This window comes from Actinacidiphila oryziradicis (assembly GCF_005047355.1).
Classification (GTDB): domain Bacteria; phylum Actinomycetota; class Actinomycetes; order Streptomycetales; family Streptomycetaceae; genus Actinacidiphila; species Actinacidiphila oryziradicis.
The window spans coordinates 159616-179566 of the sequence record NZ_SUMC01000002.1 but is presented as its reverse complement, the minus strand read 5'-3'; the positions used below and the strand labels follow the sequence as shown (position 1 = coordinate 179566).

The window sequence follows — 19951 nt, the reverse complement described above, 5'->3', positions numbered from 1 at the left end:
GGTCCTCGGTCCTGATCGTGGCCCGCACGCCCACCGGAACCGGGCGCTGTCCGGCACGGGTACGACCGCACCGCCACGCGGCTACCCGCTGCGGCCGGCTTCCACCGGCCTGCGGTGGGGCGCCACTTTTACCAGGTGACGGGCAGTTCGAGCGGGTAGCGCCAGATCGATGTCGTATTCCAGCGCACTTCTTCGGCCGGCTTGGCCAGCTTCAGACCAGGGAACCGCTCCAGGAGGGTTCCGAGTGCGATTTGGAGTTCCGTGGTGGCGAGCGGCGCACCGAGGCAGTGATGCCCACCCCAGCCGAAGGTCATGTGAGGCAGAGTGGTGCGTTCCAGATCGAGTTCGTCAGGCCGTTCGAATTTCCGGCTGTCCCGGTTGGCCGTCAGGTAGGAGACGTGCACGATATCTCCTGCCCGGATTTTCACCCCGCTCAATTCCACATCCTCGGTGGCGACGCGGGGGATGCCGACACCTTTGCGGAACGGAATGAAGCGCAGCAGTTCTTCGAGAGCCTGCGGGAGCATCTCGGGGCGGGCGCGCAGCATGGCCAGCTCTTTGGGCCGGGTGAGCAGCGTGTAGGCGATGTTCCCGATCTCGTATGTGGTGGTGTCCTGGCCGGTGATGAGCAGGACCATCGCCATGACGGTGAGTTCCTGGTCGTTGAGAATCTCATCTCCGTCGCGGGCGGTGGCCAGCGCGCTGATCAGATCGTCGCCGGGGTTCTGGCGCCGGTGCGCCGTCAGCGTCTCGAAATAGGCGCGCATTTCGGCCTTGGCGTGCACGGCGCTGTCCCGGTTGTCGATACCGGTGTCCATCATGGTCCGTGCGTGAGCGCGCAGTTGCGAGCTGTCGGCCTCGGGGATCTCCAGGACCTCGCAGATGGTGGTGAGGGGCAGAGGGCCCGCCAGGTGCTCCATGAGGTCGGCGGGGGAGCCGTGCTGGTCCATCTGGTCCAGCAGCTCGTCCACGACATGCTGGGTACGGACCCGCATGCGTTCCAGGTGGCGCGGCGCGAAACCCTTGGAGACCAGGCTGCGCAGGCGGCTGCTGGCCGGCGGGTCCATCACATTGATGGCCTCGTCCTGGACAATCGGCTCAGGTGTCATACGCGGGAAGTTCCGGCCGATGATGGCACTGCGGCTGAAACGCCGGTCGGTGGTCACCGTACGCACGTCCTCGTAGCGGGTGACGAGCCAGGCTTCGCCTTCGCCGTGCGGCAGCCGGATGCGGGCGATGGGCTCGTCCGTCAGCAGGCTCTTGAGCTGCGGGTCGAATTCGAGTGCTTCGGCATAGTCGAAAGGACAGTCCCGCGCGGTAGAACCGGGTTTCATGTGGAGCTCCAGATATGGGATCTGACTGATGAATAGGGACCTATTAGGCTGTACGGGGCATAGGTACCCGATCATCCGCAGAGGCACGCACCAATCGGTCCCAATTAGTCCATATGAAGGGATGGTTGTACGTGCCCTGACAGGCAGCGCCCGCCCAGTTGGCCGCCTCGAATACGGGGCCCGGGGCAGACGGGCCGGCCGTCAGGCCTCCTGACGGAGGTCCAGCATGTAGAAGACCTTGTCGTAGCGGCGTCCCGCGAAGGCGACAAAGCCGGGGAGACGGCCGTATTCGGTGAAGCCCAGTGAGCGGTAGAGGCGCAGGGCGTTCGCATTGTCGCCACGGGCGTCCAGGGTGAGCACCTCGATGCCGGCCGCCCGGGCGTCCTCGACCAGGGCCGCGGTCAGGGACCGCCCGATGCCGTGGCCGTGCATGGCGGCATCGACCGCGACCCTTTCCAGGTCGGCGTGAGGCCAGTGGGTGGGCCGGGCGTAGCGGCGCCAGTAGCCCAGTGCGACCAGACGCCGGTCCAGGTAGGCGGCGCGCAGGGCCGCGTCCCCGGCCTGTGCCGCGGATACGACGTGATCGATCAGTTCCGCGACGTCGTCCGGCGAGGGCGGCTCGACCCAGCCCAGGGCGGCGCCGCCGCTGACCAGCTCCGCCAGGATGCGGTGCGCGGATTCCGCGAAGCGGGCCCTCAGCTCCGGGTCGGACGCCAGCTGCGCAGCGTCGAGAATGGCGGGCTCGGCGGTCACATCGCTGGCTGCTTCCGGCGTCACGATCCGCAGCGTAGCCCGCCCCGAGGGCGTCCGGCCTGGACGGGCCTTTCGGTGTCTTCGGCGCAGCCGAACCTCGTGGGGCCGGGTGGCGTCATACGGCCGGCCAGGGACGGCCGGAGTCATGACGCTGACCAGGGAAGGGGACGACAGGGACGGGCTCGGGTGCGGGCGCGGGGCGGAGCACGCGGCCGTGGCCGAGGGCGCCTGCGGCGATGCCTCCGGCGATGATCAGGCCTCCGATGGCGAGGGCGCCGCGGGCGCCCGCGAACTGGAGGAGCAGGCCGAGGAGCGGGGGACCGGCGAGGCCCCAGCCGGTGCTGGCGCTGCGCCACACGCCGAGGACGCGGCCGCGCATGTGCGGGGGCGGGTCGGTCTGCAGCACCGTGGTGCCGGCGGTGTCGGAGACGGACTCCAGTACGGCCATGGGGAGCACCAGGGCGGTGAGGAGGAAGAGGGAGGGGGACAGTCCGGCGGCGACCTGGAGTACGGCTCCGGCGGCGGCCAGGGTGGCGACGAGTCGGACGGAGGGGCTGCGGAGCCGCCCGGCGAGGATGGCGCCGGCGATGCCGCCGACGGCGAGGACGGTGGAGACCACGCCGTAGGACTTGGTGCCACCGTGCAGCGGGCCGGTCACCAGGACGGCCAGGGTGAGGGTGTAGTTGCGACCGAAGACCGAGCTCAGGGCGGTGATCCCGGCGAGTGCGACCAGCCGGGGCCGGCGCAGGAAGAAGGCGGCGCTGCCGGGCTCGCGGGTGGCCTTCCGCGCTGCGGTACGGGCGGTCCGGCGTGGCCTCGGCGCGACCGGCTCCGTTGGCGGGGCTGTGTCGGCCACCGGGCGGAGGAAGGGGATGACGGCGGCGACGAAGAGGAAGGACAGCCCGTTGGCGAGATACGCCGTCGAGGTGCCGAAGAGGCCCACGACGACGGCGGCCAGGGCCGTGCCGGCGAGGCGGCCGACGCTGTGCACCACCGAGCCCAGGGCGATGGCCGAGGGCAGATCCTGCGGTGGGACCAGATCATTGCCCAGGAGGGAGGTGGCCGGACCGTCGAGGGTGGCGACCAGACCGGTGATCGCTGCCAGCACCATCAGTCCACCGACGCTGAGCAGGTGGAACGCCACGAGGGCGGCTGTGGCGAAGGCCACGAGCGCCAGCACCGTCTGGGTCACGGCCGCGACCAGCTTGCGGGGCAGGGCGTCCACGGCGGCTCCGCCGGCCGCGCCGAGCAGCAGACCGGGAGCGGCCTGTGCGGCCAGTGACAGGCCGGTGGCGGCGGCGGAGCCGGTGAGCTGCAGCACCAGCAGGTTCTGGACGGTGAGCTGCATCCAGGTACCGGCGTTGGAGACGAGGTTGGCGGTGGACCACCACCGCATGCTCGGGTACCGCAGACAGCGCCAGGAGGCACTGCCCCCGCGTCCGCGCCAGGCACCGCGTCGGGTGGGTGCTGGGGCGGCGTCGCCGGGTTGGGCGGCGACGGACGGGTCGGTGGTGGCGGAAGGGGCGGGTGGGGCGGAAAAAGTCACAGCACTACGTTCGTGAAGCCCCGGCAGGGCGGTGTACGGGCAGCAGGACAGACCCCGAACCGGGGCGGAGCCCATTGGTCCGGGTGCGCGGCCTGTGCTGATCGTGGTGCTGATCGCGTCCCGCACTCGACGATGAGGCGGGGCAGACCGGCGGGCCGTGCCATCTTCACAGACGACCGCCCGCTACCGGAATCCCGCCTTCCTGTTCCGACGCCTCGAAAGTGCCGTTCCCCCGGGCTCACCAGGCATTGTGGTGCCCGGGTGGTTTTGCTCACACTCGTACGATTTTGGGGGTTCTTGGGGGGTGGGAGGCGGCGGCCGGTGTTGTGGCCTGCGGCACGCCTGCCCGCAGCGTCGGCACAATCCAGTCACTGGAGGAGGTGGCCGATGAGGTCGGCGAGGGGGTCGCGGTGGGGAAGGCCGCTCGCGGTGCGGGCGAGGCCGCGGCCGGAGGGGGACAGGCACCATGCCAGCCAGTGGTCGAGAGCAGCGGGCGCGGCCCCTTCGGCGGGCAGCACCGCGGGCCAGCCGAGCGCCGCGCCCTGCGCGGTGACCTTCGCACCGCCCCGCACGGGGTCGATGGCCAGGGCCGGCACGCCCGCTCGCAGGGCGAGTACGAGCCCGTGCAGACGGGTGGTGACGACCGCGTCGAGCCGGCAGACCATCGAGTACAGCTGGCCGGGGGTCGCCGGGAGCCGCCAGTCACGGGTGTCCAGCCGGGTGTCGAGGGGGATCCGGGCGGCTTCGAGCCCGCGCAGCCAGTCGCCGAGGATCCGGGCGACCTGTGCGTGGTGGCGGCGCGCCCCGTACTCGTGCTGTCCCTCGGTGAGGATGACGCCGACAAGTGGCACCCGGGGCGGGAGGGGGGCGCGCAGGCTCAGGTCCGGGGTGGCGCCCGCGAGCCCCGGGCCGTCCCGCGGCAGCAGGACGTCGAACCCCGTCGCGGCCGGGTCGGCCGGGTCGGGCACGGAGACGCCGACGGCGATCCGGCGGCACCGCGCGAACCGGCGGTGCAGATCGAGGAGCGGCGCGGGGCCGTCGGCGCGTCCCGGCGTGGAGTGCACCGGCCCGCAGACGAAGACCAGGTGGGTGTAGTCGGCCGGGTCCGCGGCGTCCAGGTGCAGCGCGTCCGGGCGGAACATGGGGGACCAGGCCGTTTCGCACGGGACAGAGGCCCGCTGGAGCGCGTGCCGCACCGCCTCGGCGGCGAGCACGTCTCCCGCGGTGGCCTCCCCCTCCAGGAAGCTGAACCATCCGGTGAGCAGCACGCGCGTGGTGGCCGGCATGGGGGTCAGCCGACGTAGCGGCGGGCAGTGGACGCGTTCTGCGGTGCCTCCAGCAGCCGTAGCCCTTCCTCGACGGCGCGCGGCAGGGGGCGCCGTTCGCGCAGTACCCAGGGCAGACCGGCGGCGGCCTCCGCGAAGGCCCGCACGGAGACGGTGTCCCGGGGGACGGTGGCCGCGAGGCGGACGGTCCGGCGCAGGGCGGCGGGCGCGGAGCGGCGCAGCCAGCTGAACCACAGGGTGTTGCGGATGCCGTGCCGCCGGCGCAGCGTGGGGTCGCGGTGCGGCGAAGGACAGTGATGGGCCGTCAGTTCGTCGGCGTAGAGCAGCCACCAGCCGAGCGCGGCGAGGTCGGCGGCGAGCAGTTCCTCCTCGCCGCCGAGCCACAGGCGTGGTGAGAAGCCGCCGGCGGCGCGGAAGGCGTCGGTGCGCAGGACGGTCGCGGCGGCGAGGAACGAGCCGAGCGCGGGGCCCGGCAGCCAGCCAGGCGCGGGGATGGGGGAGTGCCGCAGCTCCGCGATGACGGGATCCTCGTACGGCTCCGCAGGTGCGACCGGGAGATCCGAGCGGGGGTGGACGAGGATGCGGGCGGTGACGGAGGCGACGCCTTCGTGCGCGTCGAGCAGATCGGCCGCTCCGGCGAGCGAACCCGGCTCCCACCAGGAGTCGTCGTCGCAGAAGGCCAGATACGGCGTGGTCACCTCCCGGGCGGCGAGGTTACGGCCGACCGCGCCGAGGTTGCGGCCCGGAGTGAGCAGCCGCACTGCCGGATGCCGGGCCCGGACAGCCTGGGCGGTGCCGTCCGCAGACCCGTTGTCGACGACCGTCACCGGCGGCCGCTCGGGCAGGGCGGCGAGCAGGCCGAGGGTGTGCAGCAGGTCGTCGCGGCGGTCGCGGGTTATGACGACCACAGTGGTCCGGGCATCGTTCACAACTGGTCTCCTCGGGCGGTCCGGACAGGCCGGCCGGGCCGCGCGGGCCGGCCGGGCTCCAGGGCGCGGACCCGTCGCTCCAACGACGGGGGCAGGACGCGCCGGTGGGCGAGAGCCGACGGAAGCCGGCGGGCCGCCCCGGCCAGCGCGCGCCGGGCCTGCGGGTCCGTACGGGAGTCGCGGGCGAGCCCGGCGGTGCGGGCCAGCGCGTGCCGCAGCGGCCGGCGCATCCACGCGGTGAGCAGGTCATTGCGGCGGACCCGGGCGGTCCGGCCGGGCCGCCCGCCGGGATCGGGATCGTGCCGGGCGACAACCTCGGGGCAGTGCGCCAGCCCCCAGCCCCGCGCCGCCAGGTCCAGGGCGAGCAACCGCTCCTCGGCCCCGAAGTGCAGTACCGGATGGAACCCGCCCACGCCGAGGAACGCCTCCCGCCGTACGACGGCCGCGCAGGCAAGGAAGCCCAGCACCGACGGCCCGGGCAGATCCGCTTCCGTGCCGAGCGGTGAGGCGGCGAGGACCTCGTTGAGCGGATCCGGGTGCCCCGCGCTTTCGCCGACGCTCGTCGCGGCGGCGATCAGCGCCAGGCGCGGGTGCTCGTCGAACATGCGCACCGCGCGGGCCAGCGCACCCGGCTCCCACCACGAGTCGTCGTCGCTGAACGCGACATACGGCGCGGCCAGCGCGGCAGCGCCGAGATTGCGGCCCACGGCGCCCAGATTGCGGCCAGGGGTGAGCAGCCCGACCGCCGGATGCCGGGCCCGGACGGCCTGGGCGGTGCCGTCCGCCGACCCGTTGTCGACGACGACCACCGGGGGCCGCTCCGGAAGCGCCGCGAGCCGGTCCAAGGTACGCAGCAGGCTCTCGCGGCGGTCGCGGGTGATCACAACGACCCCGACTCGCGGGGTCATGGCATCCGCCCGGCGACCAGCAGGAGCTCGGAGCCCGGCCGGGGCAGCCGGCCGACGGCGTCGAGGACCTCGGCCGGGGTGATCCGCAGCAGCCGCTCGTCCGGCCGCTCACCGTGGGCGTCGCCCGGCCGGGGCGGGTCGTCAGGGCCGGGATGCCACAACACCCGGTGGCGCGGACCGTCCGGCGGCCCCCACAGGCGGGGCGCGACCGGGCCGAACAGTACGACGGACGGCGTACCGAGCGCGGTGGCCAGATGCGCCAGGCCGGTGTCCCCGACGACGACCACCCTCGCGCCCGCGACCAGCGCGGCGAGCTCCATGAACGGCACATCGGCCGCGCCGCCCAGCACCGAGGAGGCCGGCAGCCCCGCCAGCCGCGCGATGCGGTGCGCCGGCGGCCCCTCGCCCGCCCCCGCCGTGACGACCACCCGGTGCCCCGCCGCCCGCAGCGCCCCCGCCACGGCCGCGAAGCGTTCCGGCGGCCAGCGGCGCGCGGCCGCGTCCGCCCCGGGATGCACGACCGTGGCGTCGGGAACGGGCGAGGGGGTGTCCGGTGCCGGGATCCGCACGTCCCCGGGGTCGGCCGGGATCCCGTACCAGGACAGCAGCCGGCACCAGCGGTCCCGTTCGTGCTCGTCCTCGCACCAGGGCGGGCCGCCATCCGCGTACGCGAACAACCGGTGCGGTCGCAGTGCCTGGAGCAGGCGGCGGCTCGGCGGCCCGTTCCCGTGCAGGTCCACGGCGATGCCGGGGGGCGGCCCCGCCCAGTCGATCGCGCCCGGCACCGCCCGGCCCGGCGCGGCGGCCGGCAGCAGCCGGTCCACCACCCCCGTTGCCCCGGCCGCCTCCGCCAGCCGGCCCGGCGCCGCCAGCACGATCTCGTGACCCGGATACGCCCGCCGCAGCCCCCGCAGAGCCGGCACAGCGGTCAGCAGGTCCCCCAGCCCCAGCGCCCGCAACACCACAAGCCGCCGCTGCCCGGACGGCGCGGTGCCGCGCGGGCCGGCGCTCCCGGGCGGGGTGATACGGCCCGATGCTGTAGGCGGCCCCGGGCATACGGTCCTGCCCGCAGCCTCGTCGGGCGGGGCGCGGTCGGGCGCAGCGGGCCTCGCGGGGGCGGTGCCATGGTCCGGCGCCGAGGGCCGGCCTCCGCGGTCGGGCTCGGGTGCCGCCCTGTCGGGTGCGGCCCTGACGGGTGGCGTGCTGCGGTCCGGCGGTGCGGGCCGGTTCGTGCGGCCCGGCCGGTGCTCGGATCCGGACGGGGATGGGCTGAGGCCCGTCACTGCCGACGGACCGGCGTGCTCGCCCCCGGGCGCCGCAGCGCCGGGCGCCGCCCGGGACCCCGGCGACGCGGCCGTCCCGCACGGCTGGCGGCGGTCCGCGTGGGGCAGGGCGCCCCGGGCCGTCGGTGCGGGACCCGCATCGGGGGCGCGCTCCGTGCCGGAAGGCGGCACCGTGCGGCCTGGGCGGCTCATCGCTGCGGCTCCGAGGCGGTACGGGCCAGCGCCGCGCGGCGGGCGAGTTCGGTGGTGGAGCGGCCGTCGAGGTAGGGGAGTACGACGGCCTGGCCGCCCCATTCGCGGAGGGCGGCGGCTTCCGGGAGGGCGTCGGCGGTGTAGTCGCCGCCCTTGACCCAGACATCGGGGCGCAGCCTGCGCAGGAGCGCCTCCGGGGTGTTCTCCCCGAATACGGCGACGGCATCGACGCAGCCCAGCCCGCTCAGGATGCGGACCCGGTCCGGCTCGGGGGTGAGCGGCCGCCCCGGGCCCTTCAGACGGGTGACGGAGCTGTCGGAGTTGATGCAGACGATGAGGCAGCCGCCGATCCGGCGGGCGCTCTCCAGCAGACCGACGTGGCCCGCGTGCAGCAGGTCGAAGCAGCCGCCGGTGGCGACGACCGTTCCGCCGCGGGCCCGGACGGACTCGGCGAGGGCGAAGGGGTCCATGGTCCGAGTCGGCCGCAGGTCCGGGACCTCGGACGGGTCCCGCCACAGCGCGTGGTCACCGGCGCCGCCTCCGGCGACGAACGCCGTGGCCTCGGTGACCGCCCGCTGCACCGCTTCTTCCGGAAGCGCTCCGTCGGCGAGCGCCGCGGCGGCCGTCGCGGCGAAGCAGTCGCCCGCGCCGCACGGATCACCGGCGGCGCGGTGGGGTGCGGGCACCAGCATGGGGCTGTCGCTGCCCGCCCGCGTGAGCATCGCGCCCCGTTCGCCCAGCGTGATGGCGACGGCCACCGCCTGCCAGCGCTCCGCGAGCCGGGCGCCGCGAGCCGCGTGGGCGCGCAGGGAGTCGTCGCCGACCCGCGTCATGGCGTAGGCCTCCGCCGCGCTCGGCGTGACCAGGCGCGCCCCGGGAACCGGCGCCTCGCCCCGGAGATGCGGGTCCCAGAGCAGCGGCAGCCGCCGCGCCGCCCGGAGCAGATCCTGGCGTACGGCGGTGGCGGCGCCGCGCCCGTAGTCGGCGACCAGGACCGCCCCGGCCCCGGCGAGGGCGGCCCGCACCGCATCGCCGGGCCCGCCGGGCGTCCCTCCGCCGTGGTCCACCCGCACCAGGGGCCGTCCGCCGACCCGCACCCGGGTCTTGACCGGCAGGGTGCCGTCCAGCGACAGCTCGGCCAGCCGCACCCGCGACCGCAGGGCCTCGCGCACCGTGCCGCTCGCGGGATCCTCGCCCAGCGCGGTGACCAGGATGACCTCACGCCCGTCGCGCGCGGCGAGCGCCGCGGCGAGCCCGGCGCCGCCAGGACGGCAGCGGTCCCGGACCACATCCACCACGGGCACCGGCGCGTCCGGTGCGAGGCGAGTCGTCTCGCCGTCGATGTCCCGGTCCAGCAGGACGTCGCCGACGACAACGAGTGGCTTCTTGGCGTTCACGTATGCCTCCGATCCGCCGGCCCCGGCCGGCCTGCCGCCCCGCTTGCCGCGCCCGTTCCCCGGCACAACCCGCCCCCGAGCGGCACCCCGCTCGATTGCCGACGCCGACCTGCCCCGGCGCGCCGGCCAGTACATGCCACGCGCCAGTACATGCCACGCCCCGGCCGACGCGGCCGGAGATCCAGGCGCCGCCGCCCCGGTCCGCCGCCCCCGCGCAGCTGCCGCCGCGTGGCACCACCTCGGGACCCCGCACCGCGCCCCTGCGGAGAACCATTCGCGGCCCCGCCCGGCACCTTGCCAGCGACCGCGGCCGGGACCGCGACCGGAGCCGGGCGCGGCCGCGGGGTGCCCCGCGTCATGCGGGCCTCCTCGGCCGGGCGGCCGTGGGCCGGGGCGGGGCGGTCACCCCGGCCGGGGCCGGGGGCGGGGAAGCGGTGACGGCGTCGAAGGCCTCGCAGAGCAGGTGGAGGGCGACGAGGTGCGCCTCCTGGACGGTCGCGGTGCTGCCGGAGCGGATGGAGAGGCATTCGTCGGCCCGGGCGGCGAGCGGGTTGGGGCGGGGCCCGGTCATCGCCCAGACCTGGAGCCCGGCGGCACGGCCGGTGTCGGCGGCGGCGAGCAGATTGGGACTGCGTCCGGAGGTGGAGAGGAGGATGAGGACGTCGCCGGGGCGCCCGTGGGCGGCGACCTGGCGGGCGTAGAGCTCTTCGAAGCCGTAGTCGTTGGCGATGGCGGTGACGCTGGAAGTTTCGGCGTGCAGGGCGATCGCGGAGTACGCCGGGCGTTCGTGCTGGTAGCGGCCGACGAGTTCGGCGGTGAGGTGCTGGGCTTGCGCGGCGCTGCCGCCGTTGCCGGCGGCGAGCAGTCTGCCGCCGACGGGGAGGACGGTGGCGAGCCGGCCGCCCCAGTCGGCGATTTGGCGCAGGCCGTGCTCGCGGAAGTGGCCGAGGGCGTCCTGCAGGGACTGGCAGTGCTGGTGTGCTGCGCGAAGGGAATCGATCATGGTGGTCGGGCCCGCGCCGTCCGGACGGACGATGGACGACGGACGGCGGTGGCGGCCCTGCCTCCTTCACACGTGAGCGGTCGATTTCGGCGGCCGGACATTCGGCGCGGACGTTCGGCCAGAAGTTCATGCCACTCCCGGGACGGTGGGCCGCATGGCCAAGGCCTCGCGGTAGACGTCCTCGGTCGCCGCCGCGACCCGCTGCCACCCGTAACGGGTGAGGACACGGCGGCGGCCCGCAGCCCCGCAGGCGGCACGCTGGGCGGGGTCGGCGAGCAGTCCGGCGACGGCCCCGGCGAGTGCGACCGGGTCGCCCGGCGGGACCAGCCGGCCGGTGCCCGGGTCGGCCACGGTGTCGAGTTGGCCGCCGACAGCGGTGGCGACGACCGGGGTGCCGCAGCCCATGGCCTCCAGCGGCACGATGCCGAAGGGCTCGTAGTCCGCCGGGCACAGCACCACGTCGGCACCGCGCAGCAGGGCGGGAACGTCCTCGCAGGGGACGCCTCCGGTGAAGCGCACCCGGTCACCGACCCCCGCCTCGGCGGCGATCGCGCGCAGCCGCAGCACCTCGGGGTCGGCGTCGAGCCGGTCGGCCGGCGGGCCGCCGACGATGACGAGCTCGGCGTCCGGCATTCGGACGAGGGCCGCGATGGAGACGGCGGCCCCCTTGCGCGGCACGAGCCGGCCGACCTGCAACAGCAGATGGCGCCTGAGGTCGCGGTCGCGGGGCGTTGCGGGCCCGTGCGGGGTGAAGCGCTCCGGGTCGACGCCGCACGGCACGACCGCGACCTTCCGGGGCGGCAGGCCCATCGCGGCGAGCTCGGTGACCTCGTCGCGGCAGGTGGCGATGATCCGGTCGGAGCCCAGTCCGACCTCGGTCTCTATTCGTATCCGGTCCGGCGGGCTGGTGTCGGCGTCCTTCTGGTGACGCCGCTTGACGGTGCCCAGCGCGTGGTACGTCTGGAGGAGCGGCAGGTCCAGCTCACCGGCCGCCTGCAGCGAGGCGAGGCCGGACATCCAGAAGTGGGAGTGCACCAGGTCGGGCGGAGCGCCCGCCCAGTCCCGGAGCAGGAGCCGGCCGAACTGCGGCATGTACGGCAGGAGCTCGTCCTTGGCGATCTGCCGCGCGGGCCCGGCGGGCACATGCCGTACCTCGACGCCGGGCCGCAGCTCCACCCCGCCGGGCAAACCGGGCGTGTCCCGCCGGGTGTACACCGTGACTCGGTGGCCACGGTCCGCGAGGGCCCCGGCGAGATGCGCCACATGGACGTTCTGGCCGCCCGCGTCGACTCCGCCCAGTACGGCGAGCGGGCTGGCGTGTTCCGAGACGAGCGCGATGTCGAGGGCATCGGCCTGACCGGTGCTTCGGCCGGTCTGCTCGGTACCGGTACGCGTCATCCGCGGGTCACCTCCTCCATTACGTGCTCCCAGTCGTCCAGGAAGCGCTTGAGCCCGTATCGTTCGAGGGCCGCGCGGCGGCCCCGGGCCCCGTCCTCGGCCGCTGCCCGCGGGTCGAGGAGATAGCCGCGGGCGGCGGCGGCCAGGATCTCCGGCCGGGTCGAGATCACCCCCGTACCCGGTGGCAGCGCCTCGTGGGCCTCGGTGGTGGCCAGCGCCACGACGGGCATGCCCAGGTGCATGGCCTCCAGCAGGGACAGGCCCAGCGAGGTCCAGCGCACCGGATGGATGTACACGCGGCGCTCGGCCATGGCGCCGTGCAGCTCACTTTGTGGCAGGTCGGCGCTGCGGCAGCGGTCCGGAGCCACGCCCAGGTGCTCGGCGAGCCCCTCCGTACGCATGCCGAAAACATCGAGCGGGACCGCGTCGGACAGTGCGGGCAGCAGGTCGGTGCCGGTGGTGCGGCCGCGCCGGACCGGCTCGTTGACGACGACGGCGGCGCGGGCCAGCCGTCCGGTGTAGCGGTGGCCGGGGTCGACGATGCCGTGTTCGATCACGGCTGTGCGGGTGCCGCCGTTGTCCCAGAACAGCCGGTTGAAGTGGGTCACGTGCACCAGGAGGAGGTCGTCGCGCCCGGCGCAGGGGTGGCGGGTGTGCGGGACGTCGCCGTCGGGAGCGTTGTGCTCCAGGTAGACCGCGGGTACGTCCCGCCCGGGACGACGGCCGCCGAGCCACTGCTCGGCGAGCGCGGCCTCGTGCGGCCGTTGCAGTACGACGAGGTCGGCTGGGGCGTCCCGCAATTGCTCCGGTGACAGCTCCTTGACCGAATCCGGCCAGGAGAAGGTGCGGGCCCGGCCCAGCCCGTCCGGCCCCCGGTCCGGGGTGACGGGCACGAGGTAGGTGTGCGGGCCCTGGACGAACGCGTTGGTCCACGAGCCGTGCACATGCCACAGGAGAATGTTCATACGGTCACCTCCCGGTGCGGGCGGTCGTCGTCGGCGGTCAGCAGCGAGGCGACCGCCCCGAGCACTTCGGCGTCGGTCACCGAATCCAGGCACGGATGCCCCGGCACCGGGCAGACCCGGGCCCGGCTGCCGCCGCACGGCGCGTCCCGCTGCCCGAGCAGCACATGCGGCACCCGGTACGGGGCCCAGCGCTCGGCCGGAACGACCGGTGCGAACAGGCAGACCACAGGCGTGCCGACGGCCGCCGCGAGGTGGGCGGGGCCGGTGTTGCCGACGACCACGGCCCGCGCCCCCGCCAGCACTCCGGCGAGCTCGGGCAGGCTGGTCCGTCCGCCGAGGTCCAGCCCGTGGCTGCCCGCCACGGACGCGGTGAGCTCCTTGTCACCGGGCCCGCCGGTCACCACCACCCGATGCCCCGCCTGGCCCAGCGCCGCCACCGCCTGCTCCGCCCGCTCCGGGCTCCACGCCCTGGCGGGCACCGCCGCGCCGGGGTGCACGACCAGGTAGGGACCCGCCCCGGTCAGCGGCGTCGCGTCCGGCGGGGCGGTGATCCGCAGCGCCCCGTCGTCCCCCGGCGGAAGCGCGAACCCGGCGGCCTCCGCCAGGTCCAGCGACGCCGGCGCCTCATGCCGGTGCGGCGCCCGCTGGTGCCGCAGGTCCAGCAGCGACCCCGGATAGTGCTCGCTGTCGGCGGCGACCCACGCGATCCCGGCCGCCTTCAGCAGCAGAGCCGCCGGCAGCGGGCTCTGGTGGAAAGACGTGAGCACCAGCGCACGGTCGAAGCGGCCAGCGGACAGGGGCGCGATGAGCGCCGCCAGATCCTCCCGCCGCACCGGCGGCGGCTCGAAACCCGTCCACGGCGACTCGTACACCAGTACCTCGTCCACCCCCGGCAGCAAGCGCGCGGCCCCCTCGCCGAGCGGCCCGCACAACATCGCCGTATACGCCGACCCGGCCGCCACGGCCCGCACCGCCGGACCGGCCAGCAGCACATCGCCGGCGCTGTCCAGCCGTACGACCAGGGTGCGCGGCCCCGCCGTCATCGCGCTCCTCCGGCCCGGGCACCGGCCGGCAGCACCGCGCTTACGGCGGCCAGCAGATCCGGAGCCGTCTCCGCCGCCCCCCGGACCTCCGCCCGCAGTGTCACCGGGGTCGGTACCAGCACCCCCCGGGCACCGGCCGCCGCGGCGGCCGCCATGTCGGAGCCGATGTCGCCGATGACCACGGTCCGGACCGGGTCCGCCCCCAGCCGCTCGCAGGCGGCGAGAACCAGCCCCGGCGCCGGCTTACGGCAGCCGCACCCGTCCGCCGGGCCGTGGGGGCACACCGCCCACACATCGAACAGTCCGAACATCGAGTCCACCCGCCGCCGTACCGCCTCCACGTGCTCGCGGCTCAGCAGCCCCCGTGCGACCCCGGACTGGTTGCTCACCACCCCCACCGCCAGCCCGAACGAGCGCGCGGCCGCCACGGCCGCGCGGGCTCCGGGCATCGGCCGGAGCAATTCGGGGTCGCCGTTGTACGGGATGTCCTCGACGAGCGTGCCGTCGCGGTCGAAGAGGACCGCCTCCGGCAGGAAGAGCGACGAAGTCCGCACAGCGGTAGGCCGGTCCGGGCTGAACAGCCACGGACCGCCGTCGACTGCTGCCTGGTGCTCCGGTGACGTAGAGATACGCATGGTGTACGAGTAGCCCGAAGAAAACATAACAAACCTGGAACAAATGACTACCGAGGGTTTCGCGGGTCCGCTGCGGTGCCGCAGGGTGGAGATCCGCATGGCGGCGCCTAGACCTTTTTCCCGGTGGGGGCGCCGCGCGGGGCGACGGCACGGTGCCGGACCACACCGCGCAGCCAGTGGTAGGCGGCGGCGGGCGGGATGAGGACACTGGTCATCGCCATCGCGGTGATCTCGGGAGCCGTGCGCGGTCCCGGGGCGACACGGGCGTAGGCGAATTCCGCGGTCCCCGCCAGCCACAGCCCCGCGCAGGCCGCGGCGGTCCGTGGCCGGAGCGCCGCCGCACAGCCCAGCGCCGCCGCGGCGGCGGCCGTCACCGCCAGGTGGCACGGCAGACGGCCGCGCGGGGCTCCGGCCCGGCCCCACCAGGATCGGCCGTGCACCCGGTTCATAAGGACGTCGTCGGCGTTGCCCGCCTGGACACGGACCGAGACCCAGCGGTCGGCGGGCCGCACCGGATGGGTGGTGCGGCGGGTGCCCCGGGTCAGCTCCCAACCGGCGTCCAGCACCCGCAGAGCGAGGTCGGCGTCCTCCCGGAAGGCGCGCGGGAAGCGTTCGTCGAAGCCGCCGACCTGCTCCAGGGCGGCGCGCCGGTACGCCATGTCCGCCGTGATCCACCGGGCCCTGGCCAGCCCCGCGGTGGCCCGCTCCCAGTCGGTGGGCCTGCGGCCCTGCGGCAGCGGGACGGTGATGCAGGCCTGGACCCCGGCCGTCCCGGGGCCGGCCGCCGCGACATCGGCGGCGAGGTCCGCCGCCCAGGACGGGCCAGGTACGACGTCGTCGTCCAGGAACGCGATCCAGGGCTCCGGACAGGCCCGCCACCCGGCGTTCCGCGCCGCGGCGGGCCCACGGGCGCAGCCGGGGACGACCTCGACCAGGCCGCGCAGCACCTCGGGGATCCGAGCGGGCAGCGGAGCACAGTCGTCCAGCCGGCGGTCGTCGACGAGGACGATCCGCCGGGGCCGCGGCCCATGGCAATCGGCCAGGGCACGCAGGCACACATCCAGACTCGGGCGCCCCAGAGTGGGAATGACGACCGCGTACCCGGGGTCGGGAGCCGTCGCGAGGACGCTCATACGCCCACCCCGTCGTCCCGCCCACCCGGCGCACCCGGCAGCTCCCCCGCCCTGGCCATGGCATCCCGCCCGCCGCACGTGCCGCCCCCCGGCCCGTGGCCGTCGATGACCGGTTGTCCGGTACCCGCTCCGTCCCCGTTCCCGTGTTCGGCGGTTGCGGCACCGTCCGCCGTGTCCGGCACACCGTCGTGTGTGCCGCGCACCGGCCCGGGGTCCGGCACGTCGGGTGGCGCCGGGTGCTCCCGGGCAGCGGACCGCGGGTTCAGGCCGAACGCCTCGCCCGAGGCCGGCGCGTGCGTGCCGTCCACCGGCGCCGGCCCGGGGCCGTGCGCACCGCTGGAGGCGCGGCCGGAGGCGGTTGCCGTGTCCGGGCGGCCGCTCGCGAAGAAGGCGCTGCGCCGGACAGCGAAGGGGCCGATGGCCAGAAGGTCCACGGGGGCGGAGCCGAAGCACTCCAGGGCGTCGCGCGGGTCGTCGACCATGGGGCGTCCGGCGGTGTTGAGACTGGTGTTGATGACGACCGGCAGGCCGGTCAGCCGCTCGAAGGAGGCAAGCATCCGGGCGACCAGCGGCTCGGCGGCCGGGTCGACGGTCTGCACCCGCGCCGTGCCGTCGACATGCACGACGGCCGGGATACGGTCGCGCCAGTCCGGCGCGACATCGTGCACGAAGAGCATGTACGGGCTGGGCAGCGGCCCGTCGAAGATCGGGGCGGCGCGGTCCGCGAGGACCATCGGCGCCACCGGCCGGAACTGTTCACGGCCCTTGACATCGTTGAGCCGTTCCAGGTTTCCCGCCCGGCCCGGATGGGCCAGCAGCGAACGGTGCCCAAGCGCCCGGGGCCCGTACTCGGACCGGCCCTGGAACCAGGCGACGATCGCGTCGTCGGCCAGCGCCCGGGCGACCGTTCCGGCGATGTCCGCCGGGCGGTCGAACGGCACGGCGGCCGACTTCAGCCACGCCTCCAGCTCCGCGTCGGACCAGCCCCGCCCGAGGTCGGCCCCGGCCATCGGCCCGGGGGCGTCGCCGCCGTGCGCGGCGAGCAGCAGCGCCCCGCCCAGGGCGGTGCCGGCGTCGCCGGCGGCGGGCTGCACCCACACCCGGGGATACGGCCCCTCGCGGGCGATGCGGGAGTTGGCCACGCAGTTGAGCGCCACGCCTCCGGCCATGGTCAGCACATCGTCGTGGGTCCGGCCGTGCAGCCAGCGCACCAGGTCGAGCAGGGTCTCCTCCAGGCACGCCTGCGCGCTCGCGGCGACATCGGCATGTTCCTGCGTCCACGCCTGGCCGGGCCGGCAAGGGGCGCACAGCTCGTCCCACGGCACTCCGGCGGCCCGGAACCCGCCGTCGCCGGTGGCGTGTACATGGCGGCGGAGTTCGGCGAGCATGCGCGGAGTGCCGTGCGAGGCGAGCGCCATCACCTTGTACTCGTCGGAGGACCGCAGAAAGCCGAGGTGCTCGGTGAGCTCCTCGTAGACCAGCCCGAGCGAGTGCGGCAACTCCTGCCCGCACAACGGCTCCAGCCGGTCGCCGACCCGCCGCGCGGCCAGGTGCGAGGTGGCCTCGCCCCGGCCGTCGAGGACGAGTACCGAGCACGGCTCCGCGTCGGGCGCCGCGAACGCGCCGGACGCGGCGTGCGCCATGTGGTGCGGAACGAACCGCACGATGTCCGGGTCGAGCCCGGGAAGCGCGGTGCTCAGAAACCCCGGAGCCTCGCGGGCGTAGGCGACCCGCAGATGGTCCCAGGGGTCGTCGAGGCCCATCTCGTCGGCGGGCCGGGCGAGGCCGGGATCGAAGGAGTACGCGACGGCATCCAGGTCCTGCGGCCGCAGCCCCGCCTCGGCCAGGCACCAGGCAGCGGCCCGCTCCGGGACCTCCCAGGCGGAGAAGGGCACGGGCCGCTTGCCGTGCTTGCGTCGCGAGAACCGCTCCTCCTCGGCGGCCGCGAGCGTGTGCCCGTCGACGATCAGGGCGGCGGCCGGGTCGTGGAAGAGCGCGTTGATTCCGAGGATGCGCATGATGCGGTGGCCTTTCGCAGGCTGCCTTTCGGCAGGGGCCTTGGGACAGTTGGCCTTGGGCGAGGTGGCCAACGGCGGCCGTTGAGACCCCCGGCCGGCCCGGGGGGACAGAGGCCCCTCGTTCAGCCGTTCTGCCGTTCGCGGAACCAGGCGATGGTGCGGGCGAGCCCCTCCACCGCGTCGACCCGCGGCTCCCACTGGAGCTTGCCGCGGGCGAGGGTGATGTCGGGGCAGCGCACTGCCGGATCGTCGGTGGGCCGGTCGATGAAACCGACGGCGGACCTGGAGCCGGCGAGTGAAATGACGGTGCGGGCGAGTTCGAGCATGGTGATCTCGGCCGGGTTGCCCAGGTTGACCGGGCCGCGCAGGTCGGAGGCGGCCATGGCGAGAATGCCGCGCACGGTGTCGTCGACGTACGCCAGGGAACGGGTCTGCAGGCCGTCGCCGGTGACAGTGAGCGGCTCGCCGGCCAGCGCCTGCCGGACGAAGGTGGGCACCGCACGGCCGTCGTAGCCACGCATGCGCGGCCCGTACGTGTTGAACAGCCGCACGATGCCGGTGTCGGTGCCGCGCTCGGCGGCCACGGCGACGGTGAGGGCCTCGCCGAACCGCTTGGCCTCGTCGTAGACGCTGCGCGGACCGACGGGGTTGACATTGCCCCAGTACCGCTCGTTCTGCGGGTGCTGCTGGGGGTCGCCGTACACCTCGGAGGTGGAGGCGAGAATGAACCGGGCCCCGTCCCGATGGGCGAGGGCCAGCGCGTTGCGGGTGCCGAGACTGCCGGTCTCCAGCGTGTGCAGCGGGAGCCGCAGATAGTCGGAGGGCGAGGCCGGGGAGGCGAAGTGCAGCACGAGGCCGGCGGCCCTGCCCACCTCGAACGGCTTTGTCACATCGGCCTGCAGCAGCGTGAAACCGGGCCGTCCTGTCAGATGGGCTACGTTCTCGGCGGATCCGGTGCAGAAGTCGTCCACGCAGGTCACCGAGGCGCCCTGGTCGAGCAGCGCGGTGCAGAGATGCGAGCCGACGAATCCGGCTCCGCCGGTGACGACGGCGTGTTCCCACGGGGGTCGGGAGACGGTGGCGGTCGCGGTGGCGGTGTCCATATGCTCTCCTTCCGGTTGCCCCCAGACCACCCGGCGGCGGGGTTTTCGGGTCAGGGGTCACTGCGGGACGCAGGCGCTGGGCAAGGGCTTTGCCGCGAGCTGGAGTTGCCGGCAACCGGTCCTGCAGCGCCGAGTTACCCGTCAATACCCCATCAAACCTGACATATTGGATTCGCTGGTCGGTCCTTCGTCACCCGGAAGGACAGCCCGAGGAGGGCCCTGCCGGCGGTCGCGCCGAGCACGACGACGACCTCGGGGTCGATGAGCCGCAGCTCGGAGAAGAAGGTGCGGTCGTCCGGTCCGTCCACCGCCGGGACGTCCGGGCAGAACCCGCGTCCCCCAGCGCCGCGCCAGCGCTTCCAGCACCGGTGCGTGCGACTGATCCGTGTCCGGCGCGTGCCCGCCCCGCGCCGGGAGAAACAGCCGAGCCGGATGACCGGAGGCCGCCGCGCGCAAGCGTGATTGCCCTGGCGAAGGCGGGGTACCGCGGATGGTCCGCACATCCGTACAGCCGCACAGGAGGAAGCGATGACGAACGTCAGCCCCATTGAGCTGCAGAAGGCCCTCAAGGACGCCGACTATCCGGCCGACGGCAAGTCGCTGGCAGATCTGGCCCAGCGCAACAAGGCCGGCAAAGAGGTCGTCCAGGAGCTGAAGGGGCACAGCCGGGAGCGGTTCGACGGCCCGCAGGACGTCGAGAAGGCCGTCTTCGGCAAGAAGTGACCGGGCGGCGGGCGCGTCCGCTTCGCCGGCCCCGCCCGCCTCCGCCTGAACGCCGGCGAGACCGCCCCCGACTACCCCCGCCAGTGCCGCCGAACCCCCCGACCCACCGAAAGCACAGCCGGAAAGAGCTGAGGCCCGCGCGGCAGCGGGCACCTGTCAGCACGCGAACATACGCGCCCCGCCGGGCGCCCCCGCACTGCGAACCGGGCCCGGCAGGGGTAAGCAAGTAAGGACGCGGGTACCCGCCCGGTGTTTCCGTGGAGGTGACGCGCCGCTTCTACTCCAAGGCGGTGGGCCCCACG

Annotated in this window: 16 protein-coding genes and 2 pseudogenes; 1 reads left to right on the top strand and 17 read right to left on the bottom strand. The window is 74.6% G+C overall.

Going from position 1 to position 19951, the window contains the following annotated elements:
- Window positions 1-128 precede the first annotated feature (128 nt).
- From FCI23_RS03165 to FCI23_RS03085, 17 genes and pseudogenes are all read right to left on the bottom strand, one after another.
- Entirely contained in the window at window positions 129-1334 is a 1206-nt protein-coding gene (locus FCI23_RS03165) for a cytochrome P450 (RefSeq protein WP_136721873.1), read from the bottom strand.
- A 201-nt stretch (window positions 1335-1535) separates the two neighbouring features.
- Window positions 1536-2111 carry a GNAT family N-acetyltransferase gene (locus tag FCI23_RS03160; protein ID WP_246143254.1) on the bottom strand — a complete coding sequence of 192 codons (576 nt, stop codon included), beginning with the start codon at window positions 2109-2111 and terminating at the stop codon, window positions 1536-1538.
- 91 nt (window positions 2112-2202) lie between these two features.
- The gene (locus tag FCI23_RS03155; protein WP_407645925.1) at window positions 2203-3483 is read right to left on the bottom strand and encodes an MFS transporter; all 1281 of its coding nucleotides are present in this window, start codon (window positions 3481-3483) and stop codon (window positions 2203-2205) included.
- A 518-nt stretch (window positions 3484-4001) separates the two neighbouring features.
- On the bottom strand, window positions 4002-4919 hold the full coding sequence (locus FCI23_RS03150) for a polysaccharide pyruvyl transferase family protein (RefSeq protein ID WP_136721871.1): 918 nt from the start codon (window positions 4917-4919) through the stop codon (window positions 4002-4004).
- Window positions 4920-4924: 5 nt separating this feature from the next.
- Entirely contained in the window at window positions 4925-5848 is a 924-nt protein-coding gene (locus tag FCI23_RS03145) for a glycosyltransferase family 2 protein (protein ID WP_136721870.1), read from the bottom strand.
- On the bottom strand, window positions 5845-6756 hold the full coding sequence (locus FCI23_RS03140; protein ID WP_136721869.1) for a glycosyltransferase family 2 protein: 912 nt from the start codon (window positions 6754-6756) through the stop codon (window positions 5845-5847). Before FCI23_RS03140 ends, FCI23_RS03145 begins: the two co-directional genes overlap by 4 nt.
- Window positions 6753-7721 (bottom strand): glycosyltransferase family 9 protein, encoded by a 969-nt coding sequence (locus tag FCI23_RS03135; protein WP_407645916.1) that lies wholly within the window; start codon window positions 7719-7721, stop codon window positions 6753-6755. Before FCI23_RS03135 ends, FCI23_RS03140 begins: the two co-directional genes overlap by 4 nt.
- A 506-nt stretch (window positions 7722-8227) precedes the next feature.
- Window positions 8228-9628, bottom strand: coding sequence for a PfkB family carbohydrate kinase (locus FCI23_RS03130; RefSeq protein WP_169316666.1), 1401 nt, complete (start codon window positions 9626-9628; stop codon window positions 8228-8230).
- Between the two features lie 355 nt (window positions 9629-9983).
- Window positions 9984-10631 (bottom strand): D-sedoheptulose-7-phosphate isomerase, encoded by a 648-nt coding sequence (locus FCI23_RS03125; protein ID WP_136721866.1) that lies wholly within the window; start codon window positions 10629-10631, stop codon window positions 9984-9986.
- A 126-nt stretch (window positions 10632-10757) separates the two neighbouring features.
- Window positions 10758-12029, bottom strand: coding sequence for a glycosyltransferase (locus FCI23_RS03120; RefSeq protein ID WP_136721865.1), 1272 nt, complete (start codon window positions 12027-12029; stop codon window positions 10758-10760).
- The gene (locus FCI23_RS03115) at window positions 12026-12994 is read right to left on the bottom strand and encodes a glycosyltransferase (protein ID WP_136721864.1); all 969 of its coding nucleotides are present in this window, start codon (window positions 12992-12994) and stop codon (window positions 12026-12028) included. Before FCI23_RS03115 ends, FCI23_RS03120 begins: the two co-directional genes overlap by 4 nt.
- The gene (locus FCI23_RS03110; RefSeq protein ID WP_136721863.1) at window positions 12991-14037 is read right to left on the bottom strand and encodes a glycosyltransferase family 9 protein; all 1047 of its coding nucleotides are present in this window, start codon (window positions 14035-14037) and stop codon (window positions 12991-12993) included. The genes FCI23_RS03115 and FCI23_RS03110 overlap by 4 nt, the downstream gene beginning before the upstream one ends.
- A complete protein-coding gene (locus FCI23_RS03105) occupies window positions 14034-14672 on the bottom strand; it encodes a D-glycero-alpha-D-manno-heptose-1,7-bisphosphate 7-phosphatase (protein WP_246143243.1) in 639 nt (212 codons plus the stop codon). The genes FCI23_RS03110 and FCI23_RS03105 overlap by 4 nt, the downstream gene beginning before the upstream one ends.
- Window positions 14673-14779: 107 nt before the next feature.
- On the bottom strand, window positions 14780-15805 hold the full coding sequence (locus FCI23_RS03100) for a glycosyltransferase family 2 protein (protein WP_136721861.1): 1026 nt from the start codon (window positions 15803-15805) through the stop codon (window positions 14780-14782).
- 374 nt (window positions 15806-16179) lie between these two features.
- Window positions 16180-17823, bottom strand: a pseudogene (locus FCI23_RS03095) (carbamoyltransferase family protein); the annotation flags it as partial.
- A gap of 122 nt (window positions 17824-17945) precedes the next feature.
- Window positions 17946-18926: an NAD-dependent epimerase/dehydratase family protein gene (locus tag FCI23_RS03090; protein WP_136721860.1), complete on the bottom strand. Its 981-nt coding sequence runs from the start codon at window positions 18924-18926 to the stop codon at window positions 17946-17948.
- 173 nt (window positions 18927-19099) lie between these two features.
- A pseudogene (locus FCI23_RS03085) lies at window positions 19100-19204 on the bottom strand (UdgX family uracil-DNA binding protein); the annotation flags it as partial.
- A gap of 250 nt (window positions 19205-19454) precedes the next feature.
- On the opposite strand from FCI23_RS03085, the gene FCI23_RS03080 reads away from it, so the two are divergent.
- A complete protein-coding gene (locus tag FCI23_RS03080; protein ID WP_136721859.1) occupies window positions 19455-19649 on the top strand; it encodes a DUF2795 domain-containing protein in 195 nt (64 codons plus the stop codon).
- Window positions 19650-19951: the final 302 nt, after the last annotated feature.